Genomic DNA, 19,708 nt, shown 5'->3' with positions numbered 1-19,708 from the left:
GTGCGCCGACGGCGCCGGGCGCCGGGGCGCGGCCCCCACTATGCCGGTGCCCCTGGGGACGGTGTGCGGCAGGGCGGCGGTTCCCCGGCCGGACGACCCCCGCGGCGCCCGCGGTCCCGCGGAGGCTCCGCCGGTGCGGGCGGTGCGCGGCCTCCGCCCGCGACGGCCGCGCCGGGGAGCGACCGGAACCGTACGGGAAAGATCCCGAGGACGGCCCGGCTGTCGGCGCGGCGCCGTAGGGTGGTCGGGCTATGACGAAGCCATCCCTCCCCGAGCTCCTCCACGCCGCCGTCGCCGCCGTCGGCGGTGTGGAAAGGCCAGGCCAGGTCGCCATGGCCGAGGCCGTCGCCCAGGCCATCGACGACGGCACGCACCTGCTGGTCCAGGCCGGCACCGGCACCGGCAAATCCCTCGGCTACCTGGTGCCCGTACTGGCCCACGGGGACCGCGTCGTCGTGGCGACGGCCACGCTGGCCCTGCAGCGGCAGCTCGTCGAGCGGGACCTGCCCCGGACGGTCGAGGCGCTGCACCCGCTGCTGCGCCGCCGCCCGGACTTCGCGATGCTCAAGGGCCGCTCCAACTACCTGTGCCTGCACCGGCTCCACGAGGGCGTGCCGCAGGAGGAGGAGGACGGGTTGTTCGACCCGTTCGAGGCGGCCGCCCCGACCAGCAAGCTCGGACGGGACCTGCTGAGGCTGCGGGACTGGTCGGACGAGACCGAGACGGGCGACCGGGACGACCTGACGCCGGGCGTCTCCGACCGGGCGTGGGGGCAGGTGTCCGTCACGTCGCGCGAGTGCCTGGGGGCGAGCAGGTGCGCGTACGGAGCCGAGTGCTTCGCGGAGGCCGCGCGCGAACGCGCCAAGCTCGCCGACGTCGTGGTGACCAACCACGCGCTCCTCGCCATCGACGCGATCGAGGGCGCCCCGGTCCTGCCGCAGCACGAGGTGCTGATCGTCGACGAGGCGCACGAGCTGGTGTCCCGCGTGACCGGTGTCGCCACCGGCGAGCTCACTCCCGGCCAGGTCAACCGCGCGGTGCGGCGGGCTGCCAAGTTCGTCGACGAGAAGGCCGCCGACCAGATGCAGACCGCGGCGGAGGGGTTCGAGAGGCTGATGGAGCTGGCCCTGCCCGGCCGCCTCCAGGAGATCCCCGAGGACCTCGCGTACGCACTGATGGCCCTGCGGGACGCGGCACGCGCGGTGATCACGGCACTGGGCGGCACACGGGACCGGTCCGGCCAGGACGAGGACGCCGTCCGCAAGCAGGCCGTGGCCTCCGTGGAGAGCGTCCACGCGGTGGCGGAGCGCATCGCCAACGGCTCCGAGTACGACGTGGTCTGGTACGAGCGGCACGACCGCTTCGGCGCGTCCCTGCGGGTGGCGCCGCTGTCCGTGTCGGGGCTGCTGCGCGACAAGCTGTTCGCGGACCGGTCGGTCGTCCTGACCTCCGCCACGCTGAAGCTGGGCGGGGATTTCAACGGGGTGGGGGCGTCGCTGGGACTCGCCGCCGAGGGAGTCGAAGGCGAGGATCTCCCGGTGTGGAGGGGCATCGACGTCGGGTCGCCGTTCGACTACCCGAAGCAGGGCATCCTCTACGTGGCCCGCCACCTCGCGACGCCGGGGCGGGAGGGCGGCCGGACGGACATGGTGGACGAGCTGGCGGAGCTGATCGAGGCGGCCGGGGGCCGGACCCTGGGCTTGTTCTCCTCCATGCGGGCCGCGCAGGCCGCCGCCGAGGAGCTGCGGGGACGATCGGACAAGCCCGTGCTGCTGCAGGGCGAGGACACGCTGGGCGAGCTGATCAAGGCGTTCGCCCGGGACGCGGAGACCTGCCTGTTCGGGACGCTCTCCCTGTGGCAGGGCGTCGACGTGCCGGGACCCAGCTGCCAGCTCGTGGTCATGGACCGCATCCCCTTCCCGCGTCCGGACGACCCGCTGATGAGTGCGCGCCAGAAGGCGGTGGAGGAGGCGGGGGGCAACGGCTTCATGGCCGTCGCCGCAACCCACGCGGCACTGCTCATGGCACAGGGCGCGGGCCGCCTGGTGAGGGCGACGGGCGACCGCGGTGTGGTGGCCGTCCTGGACCCGCGCCTGGCGAACGCCCGGTACGGGAGCTTCCTGCGCGCCTCGATGCCGGACTTCTGGTACACGACGGACCGCAACCAGGTCCGCCGTTCCCTCGCGGCCATCGACCAGGCGGCGAAGGCCGCGGTCTGACCGGACACGGCAGGGCCCCGGGACCGGTGCAGAGGTCCCGGGGCCCGGTCGGGGCGGCGGAGGTCAGACCCGTCGCAGGACCGCCACCACCTTGCCGAGGATGGTGGCCTCGTCGCCGGGGATGGGCTGGTAGGCGGCATTGTGCGGTAGCAGCCAGACGTGGCCGTCCTCCCGCTTGAAGCGCTTGACCGTAGCCTCGCCGTCCAGCATGGCGGCCACGATGTCGCCGTTCTCCGCGACCGGCTGGCGGCGGACCGTGACCCAGTCGCCGTCGCAGATCGCGGCCTCGATCATGGAGTCCCCCACGACCTTCAGGACGAACAGCTCACCGTCGCCCACCAGCTGCCGGGGGAGGGGGAAGACGTCCTCGACCGACTCCTCGGCGAGGATCGGCCCGCCGGCGGCGATCCGGCCGACGAGCGGGACGTACGACGCGGCGGGCTTCCCGGTGGTGTCCGCGGGCTGCGTGCTCGGCTGGTCGGAGCCCCGCACCTCGTACGCGCGCGGCCGGTGCGGGTCCCGCCGGAGGAACCCCTTGCGCTCCAGGGCCATGAGTTGGTGCGCCACCGACGACGTGCTGGAGAGGCCGACCGCTTGGCCGATCTCCCGCATCGACGGCGGATACCCGCGCCGCTGCACGGAGTCGCGGATGACCTCGATGACCCTTCGCTGCCGGTCCGTGAGGCCGGAGCTGTCGGCCCGGATGCCGGGGGGCCGGCCGGGGAGGGAGCGCGCGGGCTTGGCGGGCTCGGAAGCCGTGCCCGCTTCGTCCGGGTTCTTCACGGTCATGGCGTGCATCGGTTCGAATCGGCCCTGGGAGCGGTCCTGGGCGGTGATGGCGGCGCTGTCTGCGGTGGTGGTCACGTCGGCCCCTCTCGAATGGTCTCCCTGGCTGGCACAACGGTAGTTGCTTTCGAAAGGTTGCGCCAAACACACGTTCGAGTGAAAAAACGCGGAGTGGCTTACGTGTGCGTGTGCCTGGGTGTATGTGCGCCCCCCGCCGCAGAGGCGGTCCGGGCCCTCACGGTACCCCCGGCGCCGCTCCGGCGCCCCCGTCCCCGCGGGGCGGCGCGGCGCACGACCCGCCGGGAACCGCGGATCCCCGCGTCCCGGAGCCTCCGGGGGCGGGCCGTGCCGTAGGCTCGTCGCCGGCCCGGTGGCCGGGGCGCCGCGCGACACGCGCCCCCGTGAATGAGGGCCGGTCCCTACATGTAGTGGTTGCATGGTGACAGCAGCCCAGAAGTTGTGGTCATCGTCCGGCGGGGCCGTGGGCATCCCCTATGCTGGGGGCTGCTTCGAGGGGCCCCGGGAGGGCCTTTCGGGGCTGTTCCGTCGTGCCGTGAAGGAGGGTTCGGACCGTGCACTGCCCCTTCTGCAGGCACCCCGACAGCCGTGTCGTCGACAGTCGCACCACCGACGACGGGACGTCCATCCGGCGCCGTCGCCAGTGCCCCGACTGCTCCCGCCGCTTCACCACGGTGGAGACCTGCTCCCTCATGGTCGTGAAGCGGAGCGGGGTGACCGAGCCCTTCAGCAGGACCAAGGTCATCAACGGCGTGCGCAAGGCCTGCCAGGGGCGGCCCGTCACCGAGGACGCCCTCGCCCAGCTGGGGCAACGGGTCGAGGAGGCTGTCCGGGCGACCGGCAGCGCGGAGCTCACCACCCACGACGTCGGCCTCGCCATACTCGGTCCGCTGCAGGAGCTCGACCTCGTCGCGTACCTGCGCTTCGCGTCCGTGTACCGCGCGTTCGACACGCTGGAGGACTTCGAGACCGCCATCGCGGAACTGCGCGAGCGGCGGCCTTCCGCGGGGGAGCGCGGCACCGGTGCGACCCCCGGGGTCCCGGTGCCCGCGACAGCCGCCGACTGAGCGGCGGGCCGGGCCCGTGGTCCGGTCACCGGCGGCCGGGACGGCCGATGGAACCTGTCATGGACGCCGCGAGTGACGTCCATGGCGACAGCACAGAGACCGTGCCCTGGGAAGTTTTGGGCACATAAGGGCGTTTTTGCCCATATATGGGAGGCGGCATGACAGAGACGACGAGCGGTCCGGCACGAGGCTCCCGCGCCAAGGGATCCAAGACCAGCAAGGGACTGCGCATCGAGCGCATCCACACGACCCCCGGCGTGCACCCGTACGACGAGGTCGCCTGGGAGCGCCGAGACGTCGTCATGACCAACTGGCGCGACGGCTCGGTCAACTTCGAGCAGCGTGGCGTCGAGTTCCCCGACTTCTGGTCGGTGAACGCGGTCAACATCGTCACCAGCAAGTACTTCCGGGGCGCCGTCGGCACCCCCAGCGCGAGACGAGCCTGAAGCAGCTCATCGACCGCATCGTGAAGACCTACCGCAGGGCCGGCGAGGACCACGGCTACTTCTCGTCACCCGCCGACGCGGAGATCTTCGAGCACGAGCTCGCCTACGCCCTGATGCACCAGATCTTCAGCTTCAACTCGCCGGTGTGGTTCAACGTGGGCACGCCGCAGCCCCAGCAGGTCTCCGCCTGCTTCATCCTGTCCGTCGACGACTCCATGGAGTCGATCCTCGACTGGTACAAGGAAGAGGGCATGATCTTCAAGGGCGGCTCCGGCGCCGGCCTGAACCTCTCCCGCATCCGCTCCTCCAAGGAGCTCCTCTCCTCCGGGGGCAACGCCTCCGGCCCGGTCTCCTTCATGCGCGGCGCCGACGCCTCGGCGGGGACGATCAAGTCCGGCGGTGCCACGCGCCGCGCGGCCAAGATGGTCATCCTGGACGTGGACCACCCCGACATCGAGGACTTCATCGAGACCAAGGTCAAGGAGGAGGAGAAGATCCGCGCCCTGCGCGACGCGGGCTTCGACATGGACCTGGGCGGCGACGACATCACCTCCGTCCAGTACCAGAACGCCAACAACTCGGTCCGCGTGAACGACGAGTTCATGAAGGCCGTGGAGTCCGGCGGCAGGTTCGGGCTGCGCGCCCGGATGACCGGCGAGGTCATCGAGGAGGTCGACGCCCGCGCGCTGTTCCGCAAGATGGCCGAGGCCGCCTGGGCCTGCGCCGACCCGGGCATCCAGTACGACGACACGATCAACCGCTGGCACACCTGCCCCGAGTCCGGCCGCATCAACGGCTCGAACCCGTGCAGCGAGTACATGCATCTGGACAACACGTCCTGCAACCTCGCCTCGCTGAACCTGATGAAGTTCCTGAAGGACGACGGCAAGGGCCACCAGTCCTTCGACATCGAGCGCTTCGCCAAGGTCGTCGAGCTGGTCATCACCGCGATGGACATCTCCATCTGCTTCGCCGACTTCCCGACCGAGAAGATCGGCGAGAACACCCGGGCCTTCCGCCAGCTCGGCATCGGCTACGCCAACCTCGGCGCCCTGCTCATGGCGACCGGCCACGCGTACGACTCCGACGGCGGCCGCGCCCTGGCCGGCGCGATCACCTCGCTGATGACCGGCACCTCGTACCGGCGCTCCGCCGAGCTGGCCGCGGTCGTCGGCCCGTACGACGGCTACGCCCGCAACGCCGAGGCGCACCAGCGCGTCATGCGGCAGCACGCCGACGCCAACACCGGGGCCGTCCGCACGGACGACCTGGACACGCCGATCTGGGCCGCCGCCACGGAGGCCTGGCAGGACGTGCTCCGCCTCGGCGAGAAGAACGGCTTCCGCAACGCCCAGGCCTCCGTCATCGCCCCGACCGGCACCATCGGCCTCGCGATGTCCTGCGACACCACCGGCCTGGAGCCCGACCTCGCCCTGGTCAAGTTCAAGAAGCTGGTCGGCGGCGGCTCGATGCAGATCGTCAACGGCACGGTCCCGCAGGCCCTGCGCCGCCTGGGCTACCAGGAGGAGCAGATCGAGGCGATCGTCGCCCACATCGCCGAGCACGGCAACGTGATCGACGCCCCGGGCCTCAAGCGGGAGCACTACGAGGTGTTCGACTGCGCCATGGGCGAGCGCGCCATCTCCCCGATGGGCCATGTCCGCATGATGGCCGCGATCCAGCCGTGGATCTCCGGCGCGCTCTCCAAGACGGTCAACATGCCGGAGACGGCGACCGTCGAGGAGGTCGAGGAGATCTACTTCGAGGCGTGGCGGATGGGCGTCAAGGCGCTCGCGATCTACCGCGACAACTGCAAGGTCGGCCAGCCGCTCTCCGCCAAGAAGAAGGAGGAGGCGAAGGCCGCGGCCGAGCCGGCGAAGGTCGAGAAGGTCGTCGAGTACCGTCCGGTCCGCAAGCGCCTCCCGAAGGGCCGCCCGGGGCTCACCACCTCCTTCACGGTCGGCGGGGCCGAGGGCTACATGACCGCCAACTCCTACCCGGACGACGGTCTCGGCGAGGTCTTCCTGAAGATGTCCAAGCAGGGGTCGACCCTCGCGGGCATGATGGACGCCTTCTCCATCGCCGTCTCGGTCGGCCTGCAGTACGGCGTGCCGCTGGAGACGTACGTCTCGAAATTCACCAACATGCGCTTCGAACCGGCCGGCATGACGGACGACCCGGACGTGCGGATGGCCCAGTCGATCGTCGACTACATCTTCCGCCGCCTCGCGCTGGACTTCCTGCCGTTCGAGACCCGTTCGGCGCTCGGCATCCACTCCGCCGAGGAGCGCCAGCGCCACCTGGAGACCGGTTCGTACGAGCCGGCCGACGACGAGGTCGACGTGGAGGGCCTGGCCCAGTCCGCCCCGCGCCGGCAGGAGCCCCCGAAGGCCGTCGCCCCCGCCCGGGCGGAGGTCCCGGCCCCCGCGCCGAAGCAGGCGCACACGTCCGCCGAGCTCGTCGAGATGCAGCTCGGCATCCACGCCGACGCCCCGCTGTGCTTCTCCTGCGGTACGAAGATGCAGCGCGCCGGCTCCTGCTACATCTGTGAGGGCTGCGGCTCCACCAGCGGCTGCAGCTGACGCGGAGCGCGAACGCGCCGTGCGCGGTCCCGGCACGGCCGGTTGACGCGCGGCTCACGGAGGGGACCGGCCCCGGGTCGGCCCCCTCCGTCGTGTCCGCGGCCGGAGCGGCCGCGGGCCCCGGCGCACCGCCGTGACGTGCTCCCCGCGCACGGCCGGGAGCCGGCCTTCCGCGGCTCCCGGCGGCGAGCGGGGCGGCCCGAAGGGAGGCCGGGGAACCGGCACCCGGCCGGAGCGGCCGCGGGGCCCGCCCCGGGCACGCGCCCCGCCCGGCACCGCCCCTGCGCCCGCCCGGCACCGGGCGGAGGGACGGCGCCCGGCCGGAGCGGCCTCCCGGCCCCTACCCGCAGGTGCCCATCAGACGGGTGAAGGAGTCCGGGTCGCAGTCGAAGCCGCGGACCACGGGCCTGTGCACCCAGGTGTCCGGGGCCTCGCGGGTGAACTCCACGACGGTCGCCGCGGTGGAGCCCCGCACGGCGGTGAAGTCGTCGAGGAACAACTCGTCGTAGCCTTCCTTGACGATCACCCGGGTGCTCGCCACGTCGCCGAAGACGACCCGGCCGCCGCCCTGCTGGATGGCGACGCCCACCACCACGCGCGTGTAGACGGGGGCGAGCCGGGTGAGCTCGAGCAGCATCGACTCGTCGATGCCCAGGCCCTGCCCCGTGCGGCTGTCCCTGCTCAGCGTGATGGTGCCGTCCGGCGAGCGGCTCTCGAAGTGGACCAGGTACGCCGGCTCGCCGGCCGGGTCCCCGGCACCGTAGACGGCGGCGATGACGTCGAGGTCGTGGACCGGGCCGCCACCGGTGTTCGGGTCCCACTTGAGGGCCACCTCGACCTTCTCGACGCCCTTGTTGAGGCTGCTCACACCTTCCCCCTCTCCGGGCACCGTGCGCGGAGGGGCCGACTCCCCTCCACACCGGATGCGTCGTCCATGGTGTCACGGAGCGTCAGCGGTGAACGCCGGTTCGGCGGGTTCCGCGCGCCGTACGATGGCGCGGTGCTGGTCAAGTGGATTCGCTGCACCGTGGTGGACCGTCGGGGGTTCGAGCGGGGGCAGCGGAAATGGGCGGGGCTGCTGGGGGAGCCCGGCTTCCGGGGGCAGGGCGGCGGATGGAGCCGGCTGCGCCCCGGCGTGGTCCATGTCTTCTCCTTCTGGGAGAGCCGCCCCTTCTACGACTCCTTCATGGCGCGGTCGCACGCCAGGCTGGCCGCCACGCAGTCCGGCACCTTCAAGGACGCGCAGGTCAAGCTGTTCGACCACCGTTTCGACGTGAAGACCGGATTCGAGCCGCGCTTCGCCGACGCCGACGTCGTACGGGTCGCCCACAGCCGTGTCCACGAGGGCCGGGCCGAGCACTACGCCCTGATGCAGGAGAAGGTGTGGAACCCGGCGATGGCCGGGTCGCCCGGCATGCTGCGCGGCCTGTTCGCAGCGGCCCCGGGCGACGAGTTCCTGGTCCTGTCGATGTGGCGGTCGGCGGCCGAGCACGGAAAGTACCGGGCCGAGCGGGTGGAACGGCTCGCCCTGCGCGCCCGGTTGGCGGCCGACGTGGCCGCCCTCACCGGGGACGTCGTGGACCTGGAGGCGGCCTGGACGGTCTGAGGCCGAGCGGTCGGCGCGGCGCCGGCGGCCGGCGGTGGAGCCGGACGTGTCCGCCGCCGCGCCGGTGCCGGAACGCGTGCCGAAGGCACCCGCCCGCATCACCGCCACCGTGGCCGTCTGGTCGGCCGGCGCCGCGTCGACCGGCTCGCGCGCGACGAACAGCGGTGCCGACACGGCTCGTACGGCCGCGCCCGCGTCCGTACCGCCGGCCCCCGCCGGCCCCCGCCGGCACGGTCCGGGGCGAACCGGCGGCCCTCTCCACCGCGCAGCGCCGCCGAGCCGCCCTCGCCCGCCCCGCCGACCCCCTGCTTCTCGACGAACCGGCCGACCGCCTCGCACTCGGGCCGGAGGAGGCCCTCGACCGCCGGACCGGGGCCCTCGTCGTCTCCCACGACCGGCTCCTCCCACGACCGGCTCCTCCCACGCACGACCGGCTCCTCCCACGACCGGCTCCTCCCACGACCGGCTCCTCCGGCGCCGGTCCACCGGTCGCGTCCGGCGCCCGGAGGCCGGGAGCCCCGCCCCGAGCCCGGTCCGGGAAGACACCGCGGACAGGGGCGGATAGGGTGGGGACGATGGCCGCCGCCCCCCTCTCCAGACCGGCGCTTCGAACGCGCTCTCGCCAGTCTCCGCGGGCTGGCCGTGGGGGACGCTCTGGGCTCCCAGTTCTTCGTCCCCGCCCACCACCCCCTGTTGGACCGGCGCGAGCTGCCGCCCGCCCCGTGGCAGTGGACCGACGACACCGAGATGGCCTGTTCGGTCCTGGCCGTCCTCGTCTCCCACGGCCGCGTCGACCAGGACGCGCTCGCCCGCTCCTTCGCCGTGCACCACGACTTCGACCGCGGCTACGGCCCCGCCGTCAACCGCATGCTCCGGCTCGTCCGGGAAGGCGGTGACTGGCGCGAACTCGCCGCCGGCCTCTTCCAGGGCCAGGGCTCCTGGGGCAACGGCGCGGCCATGCGGATCGCCCCCCTCGGCGCCTGGTACGCCGGCGACCCCGAGGAGGCCGCCCGCCAGGCGGAGGCCTCCTCCCACACCACCCACCGGCACCAGGAGGCGGTGGCGGGCTGCGTGGCGGTCGCGGCCGCCGCCGCACTCGCCGCCGCGCCGCAGGGACCGCCCCGCGCCGCAGACCTCCTCGACGCCGTCGTCGCCCTGGTGCCGCACGGCGCCGTCGGCGCCGGGCTGCGGCGCGCCCGCGACCTGCTCGGTCACGACGACGTGCAGGCGGTCGCCGCCGTCCTCGGCTGCGGCCGGCGCACCAGCGCGCACGACACGGTGCCCTTCGCCCTGTGGGCCGCCGCCCGCTCCCTCGGCGACTACGAACGGGCCTTCTGGGAGACCGCGCGGGCCGGCGGCGACGTCGACACGACGTGTGCCATCGTCGGCGGTGTGGTGGCCGCCACATCGGCCGGTGCGCCGCCCGCCGACTGGCTCGCCCGCACCGAGGACCTCCCCGGCTGGATGCCGGCCGGCTCCCGGCCCTGACGTACCGTCAGGCGCCCACCGAGCCCGCCCCGGTCCAGGTCAGACGGGTGTTCGCTGATTTCCCCGACGTGTCCGCGGCGGTGCCGCGAACGCGGCTCCGCACCCCCGCCCCGCCGTCGCCGCGGCCCCGGGCACCGCGGTCCGCCGGGCCGCGGCCGGAAGGACGGGGCGCCGGACGCCAATCCGGTTGTCGCGGAAGGGCGCGGGCGGCGTACTCTGTCAGGCGCCATGCCGTACGAACCACCCACACACACCGTCGAGCGCTCGATCCGGGCGACAACCGGCGCCAAGGTCATCGCCGGAGTCGACGAAGTCGGACGCGGGGCGTGGGCAGGACCCGTCACGGTGTGCGCCGCCGTCACCGGACTGCGCCGTCCCCCCGCCGGACTCACCGACTCCAAGCTCATCGCCCCCAAGCGCCGGGCCCCTCTGGCCGCGGAGCTCGAACAGTGGGCCACGGCCCACGCCCTGGGAAGCGCCTCCGCCGAGGAGATCGACCGGCTCGGGATGACGGCGGCGCTGCGACTGGCCGCCGTACGCGCGCTGGAGGCGCTTCCGGCGCGCCCCGACGCGGTCATCCTCGACGGCAAGCACGACTACCTCAAAGCCCCCTGGCGGGTCCGTACGGTGATCAAGGGCGACCGGTCCTGCGTCGCCGTGGCGGCGGCATCGGTGATCGCCAAGGTGCGGCGGGACGCGATGATGGCCGAACTGGAGGTGCGGGACGCCGCGTACGCGCCGTTCGGTTTCGCGGCCAACGCGGGCTACCCGTCGCCGGTGCACAAGGCCGCGCTCGCCGAGCTGGGCCCCACCCCGCAGCACCGCATGACCTGGTCCTACTTGGACGCGCTGCCCCGCTGGCGGCACCTGCGCAGGGCCCGTGTCCCCGCAGGGGCGGCCGGACCGGAAAGCGGGGGCCAACTCGGCTTCGACTTCTGACCGGTCACCGGGAACGCGGCCCCGCCGAGGGGCCGCGGACCAGCCACCCGCCGATGCCGGCCGCACCGGCGTTTGATAGACATCCGACCATGCCTCTCACCCCCGAGGAGCCTCAGATTCACGAGAGTGCCCAGGGTCCCCGCCCCGCGCCGGCCGCAGGCCGCCCCGCGCCGACCCCCGACCCGTACCCGGTCCGCGTACCGCGGCCTCGCCCCGTCCCGGCAGCCCGGGTCCCGGCCCGGCCCGGCCCGCGCCGCCGGTGCCGCGCCCGCACACCGCAGGCGGGCGGCCGTCCCCGTGCCCGGGGAGCCGATCCGAGGAACCCCGCAACACACCGCAGGTCCAGCTGATCCCGGCCCCGTTGGACGGCGTCCTCGACGCCGCCGAGGAGGCGGTCGACCTCCTGCTGGAGAGCGGCCGCGCCCCCGGCGACATCCTGGTGCTCACCACCGGGGAGCGGCACCCGTGGGCGGCGCACGAGCTGTCGTTCGGCGAGGCCTCCTACTGGGCCCAGCACGACGCCCGCGACGACGTGTTCTTCGCCGACGCCTCCGCCGTCGGCCGCGCTTCGACCCGGCCCGTGGTCATCGTCGCGGTCAACGGCGGCGACGACGCCGCCACCGCCCGGGCACTGCCCGCCGCGATGAGCCGCGCCGGTGCGCTGCTCATCGTCTGCGGGGACCGGAAGCAGATCAACGCCGCCCTCGGCACGGCCCTCTGACGGTGACCCACCCCGCGGCCGGACGGCACCGCGCCGTCCGGCCCGGAGGGCCTCCGCCGTCCACGGTGCACGCGGTCAGCGCGCCGCCGTCCGGCGCAGGGCGTCGGCGGCCCCGCTCGCCCTGCGCACCGTGGACGGCGCCTCGTCCGCGTCGGCGTCCGACAGGTCGGCCGGCGGCGACGCCGCGTGCGGGCTCCGGCCACCGCGGCCCCCACCCAGCACCTGCCAGCCGTCGCCGGTCAGGGTGATGTACGCGCCGCAACGGAGGCCGTGGAGCGTGCAGGCGTCCCGCAGGCCCCACATCCACGCCCCGTCCTCCTCCGTCCAGCGGGCGTCGCCCTCGCGGCAGTAGAGCAGGACGGCGGTGCGCGCCGGAGCGCGGCGCCGCAGGTCGTGCGGAATCACCCGGCGTAGGTGCGTGAGGAGCGCGTTGCGGAGGTCCCATCCGTCCGCCGGTACCGGCCGCGGCGTGAACGAGGCACTGGCGACCAGCCGTTCCTCGTGGTCGAGGACGGCGGCCACGGCGGTGCCGGGCCTCGGCCGGTGACGGGCGTGCAACCCCGTGACGAGACCGCGGGGACTGCGCGGCAGGGGGATCCCGGCCGACGCCCACTCGGCGGGTTCGAGCACCCGGGTGAGACGGCTGGCGGAACCGGCGGGCGAGGTCAGCGAACGGGCTGCGGACGGAGCGAATCCGAAGGTCACGGTCCTCCCTTCGCATACGCGCCCACAGAGCGGGCAGGGGGTCGAATGAGGGTCCGCCGCGACACGGCCCTCCCGGACCGCGAACGGGCCGTGTGGGGACGGAATCCGATTCTCGCTGGCCGCACGGGCAGGCGGCAACGAGCAATTGCGGCACCTGACGGAAATGGGATGGTATGACCACCGATTCCCGGCTGCGTGACCCCTTCTTCGCTCCGGGGCGGTCCGCGACCGGACGGGCCGGCGGAAGCGCTCCCGCCGTCCGGACCCCCTGGATCGGCCGTACCCGCGGCAGGCCGGCACGCACCGCCGGAGCCGGTGGCCCGCGGCGCGGGGGCGGCACCGGCGCGGGCGGCACCCGGTCGCGGAGGTCCGGGCGGCCCGGCCGCTCCGGGTCGCCGCCGGGCCGCCCCCGCCGGCCCGGTCGCCGCGGGCGTGCCGGACGAGGGCCCCGCGATCCCGCCGGTCCGCGCCCCGCGTCCCCCGGAGGAGGCTCGGCCGGCGCCGGCGGCCCCGGCCGCACGCTCGCGGTCACACTCGGTGAACTGGCCGGCGGCCCCCGGAATCGGGTTGCATGGGGACATGGACGACCCGGAGCTCCGCGCCGAAGCCGATGCCGTACTCGCCGAGCTCGTCGGTGCCCCGCAAGGGGCCGCGCGGCTGCGGGAGGACCAGTGGCAGGCGGTGTCGGCCCTGGTGGAGGAGCGCCGGCGCGCGCTGGTGGTGCAGCGCACCGGCTGGGGCAAGTCGGCGGTGTACTTCGTCGCCACGGCGCTGCTGCGGCGGCGCGGAGCGGGTCCCACGGTGATCGTCTCCCCGCTGCTGGCGCTCATGCGCAACCAGGTCGAGGCGGCGGAGCGGGCCGGTATCCGGGCGCGCACCATCAACTCGGCCAACCCGGAGGAGTGGGACACCGTCTACGAGGAGGTCGAGCGCGGCGGGACCGACGTCCTCCTGGTGAGCCCGGAGCGCCTCAACTCCGTGGACTTCCGCGAGCAGGTCCTGCCCGGGCTCGCAGCCACGACCGGCCTGCTGGTGGTCGACGAGGCGCACTGCATCTCCGACTGGGGCCACGACTTCCGCCCCGACTACCGCCGGCTGCGGGCCATGCTCGGCGACCTCGCGCCCGGCGTGCCGGTACTGGCCACCACCGCGACCGCCAACGCGCGGGTGACGGCGGACGTGGCCGAGCAACTGGGCACCGGCGGGAGCGAGGCCCTGGTGCTGCGCGGTTCGCTGGAACGGGAGAGCCTGCGGCTCGGCGTGGTCCGGCTGCCGGACGCGGCGCACCGGCTGGCCTGGCTCGCCGAGCACCTGGACGAACTGCCGGGTTCCGGGATCGTCTACACGCTCACCGTGGCGGCGGCCGAGGAGGCCACCGCCTTCCTGCGGCAGCGCGGCTTCGAGGTGGCCCCCTACACGGGGCGCACGGAGAACGCCGACCGGTTGCAGGCCGAGGCGGACCTCCAGCAGAACCGGGTCAAGGCGCTCGTGGCGACCTCCGCGCTCGGCATGGGCTTCGACAAGCCCGACCTGGGCTTCGTGGTCCACCTCGGCTCGCCGTCCTCGCCGATCGCCTACTACCAGCAGGTGGGCCGCGCCGGCCGCGGGGTGGAGCACGCGGAGGTGCTGATGCTGCCGGGCAAGGAGGACGAGGCGATCTGGCGCTACTTCGCCGACACCGCCTTCCCGCCCGAGGCGCAGGTCCGGCAGACCCTCGCGGCCCTCGCCGCCGCGGGGCGGCCGCTGTCCGTACCGGCCCTGGAGGCGGCGGTGGACCTCCGGCGCACCCGCCTGGAGACGATGCTCAAGGTCCTCGACGTGGACGGGGCGGTCAGGCGGGTCAAGGGCGGCTGGACCTCCACGGGCCGGCCGTGGTCCTACGACTCCGAACGGTACGCGCGGGTCGCCCGGCAGCGGGCGGCCGAGCAGCAGGCCATGCGCGACTACGTGAGCACCTCCCGGTGCCGGATGGAGTTCCTGCGCCGGCAGCTGGACGACGAGGGGGCCGTGCCGTGCGGCCGGTGCGACAACTGCGCCGGCGCCTGGATCGGCTCGTCCGTCTCGGCCGAGGCGCTGGCGGGGGCGGCGAAGGAACTGGACCGTCCGGGCGTGGAGGTCGAGCCGCGCCGGATGTGGCCGACGGGGATGCCCGCGCTGGGCGTCGACCTCAAGGGCCGCATCCCCGCCGGTGAGCAGTGCTCCACCGGGCGCGCCCTGGGGCGGCTCTCGGACATCGGCTGGGGCAACCGGCTGCGTCCGCTGCTGGCCGGGGACGCGCCCGACGGCCCGGTCCCCGACGACGTCCTGAAGGCCGCGGTGGCCGTCCTCGCCGACTGGGCGCGGTCCCCGGGCGGCTGGGCGCCGAACGTCCCGGACGCCTCCGCCCGGCCGGTGGGCGTCGTCGCCGTACCGTCCCTGACCCGCCCGCACCTGGTCGGCTCCCTGGCACGGGGGATCGCGGCCGTCGGCCGCCTTCCCCAACTGGGCGGCCTGGCGTACACCCGACCGGACGGCGCGCACGCGGCCCGCCGCAGCAACTCCGCGCAACGCCTCAGGGCGCTCTCGGACGCCTTCACCGTCCCCGAGGACCTGGCGGTCTCCCTGGCGGATGCCTCGGGCCCCGTCCTGCTCGTCGACGACTACACCGACTCCGGCTGGACGCTCGCGGTCACCGCCCGCCTGCTCCGCCGGGCGGGTGCCACCCGCGTTCTCCCCCTGGTACTCGCCGCAGCCGGCTGAGTCCCGCGGCTCCGCCGGGCCCGGTCGCGCGGCGCGCGCCCGCCGTGCCGGTCGCATTCCCGCGGCCGGGCGGGACCTCGCCGTTCGGGCGGCCGTGTCCGCCGGCTCCCTCCCGGGGGCGGGCCGCCCCACGGAGCGGCGCCGCGGGTGTGCCCCGCCCCACGTGCGGTCGGCGCGCAGGACCGCCATCACCCGCCGTCCCGCGGGCGCGCCCCGGCGGACCGCGGCCGGGACGCCGCGCGGCCACGACGGCGGCGGGCCGGCACCGGATCCGGCCGGACCGGGCCGTACGCGGCCCTGCCGCGCCCCATCGGGGAACGGGGGTCGAACGGAGGGCGACCACGCCGGAAGCGGCGGCGGGGGCGACGAAGCGGAGGGCCTGCGCCGTCCCGTCCGGCCTTCCCCGTTCTCGGCGGGTCGGCACGGTGCTCGCGGCGGCGGCCGGGGCCGGACCGTGTGTGTGTTCCACGGCCCAGATGGAACAGCACGGCACGGACAACCGGCGAACGGAGCGCCGAAGCTGTGGACAACGGTTATCCACAGGGGTCGACGGAACGGCGGGACGGACGGGACCGTCTAGCCATGAACGCACACCACGACCACACCGGCCCCCACGGGGCGTCCCCGGCCGGCGGCGCGCTGCCCGTCAGCACCGCCGGCTTCACCGACGAGCCCCGGATCACCCTGCGCGGCCCCGCCGAACTGGCCGACGCGCTTCCCTACACACTCGGCTTCCATCCCACCGACTCCGTGGTCCTCCTCGCCCTGCACGGTAAGCGCGGCCGCTTCGGCGGGCGGCTCAGGCTGGGTATTCCGCGCTCACCCGACGAATGGGCGCCCGTCGCCGAGCAGCTCGCCGAATGCCTGGTGGAGGGGGCCGAACGCCGCGGCTCGCGGCCGGACGGCATCGTCGTCTTCCTGTGCCAGGATCCCGTCGAGGGGGAGAGCGGCAGGAAGGTGATGGAGCGGCTGCGGCCCTTCGCCCAGAAGCTGCGCACGGCCTGCGGGGCCCTCGACGTGCCCGTGTACGAGGCGCTGTGCCTGTCCGACGGCAGGTTCTGGTCGTACTGCTGCCCCGACAGCGACTGCTGCCCACCCGACGGCACCGCGCTCACCCCGCCCGGCACGTCGGTCATGGCGGCGGCAGCCGCCTACGCCGGCATCCACGTCCGGGGCTCGCTGCGCGATATGGAGGCCCGGCTCAGGCCCCGCACCGCGCGCGCCGCCGTGGCCGAGCAGGAGCGGGCCCTGGACACCGCCAGCGCCGCGCTCGTCCACCGGATCCTCGACACCAAGACGTGCAAGGACGTACGGGACGACACGATCCGCCTGGCCCGACGGATCGTCGACCGGCTCGCCGAGCACCCGTCCCTCGCCGACGAGCGCGCCTCCGACACGCGGGACGACGCACTGATCACACACGAGGAGGCCGCCGAACTGATCGTCGGACTGCAGGACCGCCGCACCCGGGACCGCGCCGCCGAGTGGATGGAGGGTCCGGAGGCGGACCACGCGCTCCGCCTCTGGCGCGCTCTGGCCCGCCGCTGCGTCGGCGTCTACGGCGAGCACGCCGCCGCGCCCCTCACTCTCGCCGGATGGGTCGCCTGGTCGACCGCCGACGAGCCCGGCGCCCGGGTCGCCCTGGGGCTGGCACTCGAAGCCGACCCCGAGTACGTCTTCGCCCGGCTGCTGCACCAGGCGTGCAACGAACAGCTGGACCCGGAGACGCTCCGCGAGTGCCTGCGCGGCGAGCGCGGGGCCCGTGCGGAGACCGAGACGCGCCGTGCGTTCCGCACCCGGACGGCCGGACGGGGAGCCGGAGCGCGCGGAGTACGGCGCCGGCTGCGCGCCAGGGTGGGCCGTCCCAGGGGAACCGCTCAGGGTGCCCCGTCCACGGGGCCCGGCTCCGCACGCCCCGCCGACGGTACCGGCCCCGGAGCGGGTGCGGACCGGCGCACCGCCCCGCGGGAACCGTGCGGCACGCGCGACGGCGGACCCGGCGACGGCCCGTCCGGTGCCGGGGAAGCGGACGGGAGCGACCGGGGGAGCGCCCGATGACGGCCGTGACCCTCGCCCCGGTACGGCCGTTCACGTGGGTGGCGGAGTCGCCCGACCCGTGCCGCCGTACCTCAAGCGGCTGTCCGGAGCGCATAGAAGGCTCAGCAGACGACCCATGGACCTCACCGTCCCCCTCCCGACCTCCCACCAGACCGCGTCCGCGCCCGCCCGGGGCTCCCGGGCACAGGGCCGGCACCCCTCCACCACCGGCCACGGTCCACCGCCCGGCGGACGCCACGGCGAACCACCGCCCGTGCACCACGCCCTCGTCTGCGTCGCCCTTCCCGGGCTGGCGGTCTCGGCCGGGCACGGCCAGCTCACCGGGCAGGGCCTGGAAGGCGTCTACCACTCCGGGCGCCGCCTGCTCTCCCGCTGCCGGCTGCGGGTCTTCGGCCAGGACCCGCTCACGGTCCACGGCGGGTCCGCCTCGGCCGGCCGCGCCCGGTTCGTCGCCGTCGTCCGCACCCCTTCCGATCCCGGTCCCGACCCGGGCGTCACCATCGAGCGCTCGCGGGACGCCGACGGCTCCGAGCGGATCACCCTGCGCAACGCGACGGCCCGCCCGCTCCGCCTCCCCGTCGAACTGGCCCTCGGCACGGACCTCGCCGCGCTCGGCGCCGTCGCCTCCGGCCGGCCCGGACCCGAGCTGCCGGCCACCGTCCACGGGTCGGGGCTCCGCTGGACGGCGCCCGACGGCGCCCGGGCCGTCGTCGCGGCCGACCCCCCTCCCCAGGACGCCCTCGCGTCGGCCGGGCTCCTGCGCTGGGAACTCGACGTCGCCCCCGGTGCCGCCCGCACCATCGCGCTGTCCGTCCACGCGGGGCGCCCCCTCAGGCCGGCCGGCCGGACCGGTGGTCGGCACATCCCGGACGCCGGGGCCGAGACCGACGACCCGAGGGCCGGGAAGCTCCTCGAGACGGCCCTGGAGGACCTGCGCGGCCTGCTCGTCCGGGACCCCGCGCACCCCTCCGACCTCCACCTGGCGGCGGGCGTGCCCTGGCGGACGGCGCCCGCACCGGCCGAGGCACTCTGGGCCGCCCGGATGCTCCTTCCCCTGGGGACCCGGCTCGCCGCCGGCACCCTGCGCTGCGTCGCCCGCTCGCTGGACGCGGGGTCCGGGCCGGCCGGACGCGTTCCCGGGCCGCTCCGGGACGCGGGCCCCCACCTCCCGCCCGCCTGCACCGGGGTGGAGGCGACCCTCGCCTTCCCGGTCGTACTCGCCGAGGCCCGCCTCTGGGGGCTCCCCGAGCAGGACCTCGCGGCCCTGCTGCCCGCCGCCGAGCGGTGCCTGGACTGGCTGCGCACCGCCTCGGACGGCGACGGGCTGGTGGCCGAACCCGGTCCCGCAGGCCCCGTCCGGCGCGCCGAGACGCAGGCCCACGGCCACCGGGCCGCCTTGCTCGGTGCCGAACTGCTGGAGGTCTGCGGCCGGCCCGGCGCCGAGGAGTGGCGTACGCGGGCACGGGCCATGCGCCGCCGGTTCCGGCAGGACTTCTGGCTGGACGACCGCGCGGGCGGCCGGCCCGCGGCCGCCCTCACCGCGGACGGCCGACCCGTGCCGTACCTGGGCGGTGCGATGGCGCACCTTCTCGACACCGGCCTGCTCGGAGCCGGACGTCATGCCGGCGGACTGCTCGACGAGGTGCGGGCCGCACAGGTGGCCAGGCTGCTCGGCGGCCCGGCGCTGGACACCGGCTGGGGGCTGCGCAGCCTCGGCGCCAGCGAGCCCGGGTACAACCCGTTCGGCCACCGCGCCGGAGCGGTCCGCGTCCACGAGACGGCCGTCGCCGTGTCGGGGCTCGCCGCCGCCGGGCACGAGAAGGAGGCCTTCGGGCTGCTGCGCGGTCTGCTGGACGCCGCGGAGTCCTTCGCGTACCGGTTGCCCGAGATGTACGCCGGGGAGCAGCGCGCCGAGCGGGGCGTCCCGGTACCGCACCCCTCGGCGTGCCGCCCCGCCGCCGTGGCCGCGGCCGCCGCCGTCCACATCCTCACCGCTCTCGTGGGTGTCCGCCCCGACGCCCCGGCCGGTACGGTCGCGCTGCACCCGATGCGCCGGGTCCCCCTGGGAGCCGTCCGGCTCTCCGGGCTCAGCGTCGCGGGGCGGCCGTTCGCGGCACGCGTGAGCAGGTCGGGCCTCGGCATAGTCGAGGAGGCCGCCGACGGACTCCAGTTGGGGGTGTGACCGTGTGCGGACCGCTGCCGAGGCGTGCACGCGGGTACGAGCGGGCGAACGGCCGGGCGAACGGCCGGGCGAACGGTGGGACGGGGGCACGCCGGACACCATGGCCGGGGATCGCGACGAACGTGTTTATCGTCAGGCAGACGACTATGATC

General features: G+C 75.0%; 11 protein-coding genes and 2 pseudogenes. 10 read left to right on the top strand and 3 right to left on the bottom strand.

Annotation, left to right across the window (positions count from 1 at the left end; genetic code table 11):
• Window positions 1-251: 251 nt before the first annotated feature.
• Window positions 252-2,219: an ATP-dependent DNA helicase gene (locus LUW75_RS04290; RefSeq protein WP_250334444.1), complete on the top strand. Its 1,968-nt coding sequence runs from the start codon at window positions 252-254 to the stop codon at window positions 2,217-2,219.
• 63 nt (window positions 2,220-2,282) lie between these two features.
• Here the strand turns inward: LUW75_RS04290 and lexA are convergent, their stop codons facing one another.
• Window positions 2,283-3,083, bottom strand: coding sequence for a transcriptional repressor LexA (gene lexA, locus LUW75_RS04285; protein ID WP_250334443.1), 801 nt, complete (start codon window positions 3,081-3,083; stop codon window positions 2,283-2,285).
• Between the two features lie 494 nt (window positions 3,084-3,577).
• Between lexA and nrdR the strand changes: the two genes are divergently transcribed.
• Window positions 3,578-4,090: a transcriptional regulator NrdR gene (gene nrdR / locus LUW75_RS04280; RefSeq protein ID WP_250334442.1), complete on the top strand. Its 513-nt coding sequence runs from the start codon at window positions 3,578-3,580 to the stop codon at window positions 4,088-4,090.
• Window positions 4,091-4,248: 158 nt separating this feature from the next.
• Window positions 4,249-7,118: pseudogene (locus LUW75_RS04275) on the top strand (vitamin B12-dependent ribonucleotide reductase).
• A 340-nt stretch (window positions 7,119-7,458) separates the two neighbouring features.
• On the opposite strand, the gene LUW75_RS04270 reads toward LUW75_RS04275, so the two are convergent.
• Window positions 7,459-7,986: a TerD family protein gene (locus LUW75_RS04270; protein ID WP_250334441.1), complete on the bottom strand. Its 528-nt coding sequence runs from the start codon at window positions 7,984-7,986 to the stop codon at window positions 7,459-7,461.
• A gap of 132 nt (window positions 7,987-8,118) precedes the next feature.
• Here LUW75_RS04270 and LUW75_RS04265 point away from each other — a divergent pair, with 132 nt between their 5' ends.
• From LUW75_RS04265 to LUW75_RS04250, 4 genes and pseudogenes are all read left to right on the top strand, one after another.
• Window positions 8,119-8,724, top strand: a complete 606-nt coding sequence (locus LUW75_RS04265) for a YdbC family protein (RefSeq protein WP_250334440.1) — start codon at window positions 8,119-8,121, stop codon at window positions 8,722-8,724.
• 561 nt (window positions 8,725-9,285) lie between these two features.
• Window positions 9,286-10,212 carry an ADP-ribosylglycohydrolase family protein gene (locus LUW75_RS04260; RefSeq protein WP_284453870.1) on the top strand — a complete coding sequence of 309 codons (927 nt, stop codon included), beginning with the start codon at window positions 9,286-9,288 and terminating at the stop codon, window positions 10,210-10,212.
• A 228-nt stretch (window positions 10,213-10,440) separates the two neighbouring features.
• On the top strand, window positions 10,441-11,151 hold the full coding sequence (locus tag LUW75_RS04255; protein ID WP_250334438.1) for a ribonuclease HII: 711 nt from the start codon (window positions 10,441-10,443) through the stop codon (window positions 11,149-11,151).
• An 89-nt stretch (window positions 11,152-11,240) separates the two neighbouring features.
• Window positions 11,241-11,872, top strand: a pseudogene (locus LUW75_RS04250) (hypothetical protein).
• Window positions 11,873-11,947: 75 nt separating this feature from the next.
• Here the strand turns inward: LUW75_RS04250 and LUW75_RS04245 are convergent.
• On the bottom strand, window positions 11,948-12,577 hold the full coding sequence (locus LUW75_RS04245; protein ID WP_250334437.1) for a hypothetical protein: 630 nt from the start codon (window positions 12,575-12,577) through the stop codon (window positions 11,948-11,950).
• 579 nt (window positions 12,578-13,156) lie between these two features.
• Here LUW75_RS04245 and LUW75_RS04240 point away from each other — a divergent pair.
• From LUW75_RS04240 to LUW75_RS04230, 3 genes are all read left to right on the top strand, one after another.
• A complete protein-coding gene (locus LUW75_RS04240; RefSeq protein WP_250334436.1) occupies window positions 13,157-15,316 on the top strand; it encodes a RecQ family ATP-dependent DNA helicase in 2,160 nt (719 codons plus the stop codon).
• A gap of 582 nt (window positions 15,317-15,898) precedes the next feature.
• Window positions 15,899-17,374, top strand: a complete 1,476-nt coding sequence (locus LUW75_RS04235) for a DUF4192 domain-containing protein (RefSeq protein ID WP_250334435.1) — start codon at window positions 15,899-15,901, stop codon at window positions 17,372-17,374.
• Between the two features lie 115 nt (window positions 17,375-17,489).
• Window positions 17,490-19,556 (top strand): glycogen debranching N-terminal domain-containing protein, encoded by a 2,067-nt coding sequence (locus LUW75_RS04230; protein WP_250334434.1) that lies wholly within the window; start codon window positions 17,490-17,492, stop codon window positions 19,554-19,556.
• The last annotated feature ends 152 nt before the right edge of the window (window positions 19,557-19,708 follow it).

This window comes from Streptomyces sp. MRC013 (assembly GCF_023614235.1).
Lineage (GTDB): Bacteria > Actinomycetota > Actinomycetes > Streptomycetales > Streptomycetaceae > Streptomyces.
This window is presented reverse-complemented; position numbering and strand designations above follow the sequence as displayed.

Excerpts from the sequence above, each read along its gene's own strand:
- LUW75_RS04230 (WP_250334434.1), top strand. The coding sequence starts at position 17,490 with ATGGACCTCACCGTCCCCCTCCCGACCTCCCACCAGACCGCGTCCGCG.
- LUW75_RS04290 (WP_250334444.1), top strand. The coding sequence starts at position 252 with ATGACGAAGCCATCCCTCCCCGAGCTCCTCCACGCCGCCGTCGCCGCC.
- LUW75_RS04235 (WP_250334435.1), top strand. The coding sequence starts at position 15,899 with ATGAACGCACACCACGACCACACCGGCCCCCACGGGGCGTCCCCGGCC.
- LUW75_RS04240 (WP_250334436.1), top strand. The coding sequence starts at position 13,157 with ATGGACGACCCGGAGCTCCGCGCCGAAGCCGATGCCGTACTCGCCGAG.
- LUW75_RS04255 (WP_250334438.1), top strand. The coding sequence starts at position 10,441 with ATGCCGTACGAACCACCCACACACACCGTCGAGCGCTCGATCCGGGCG.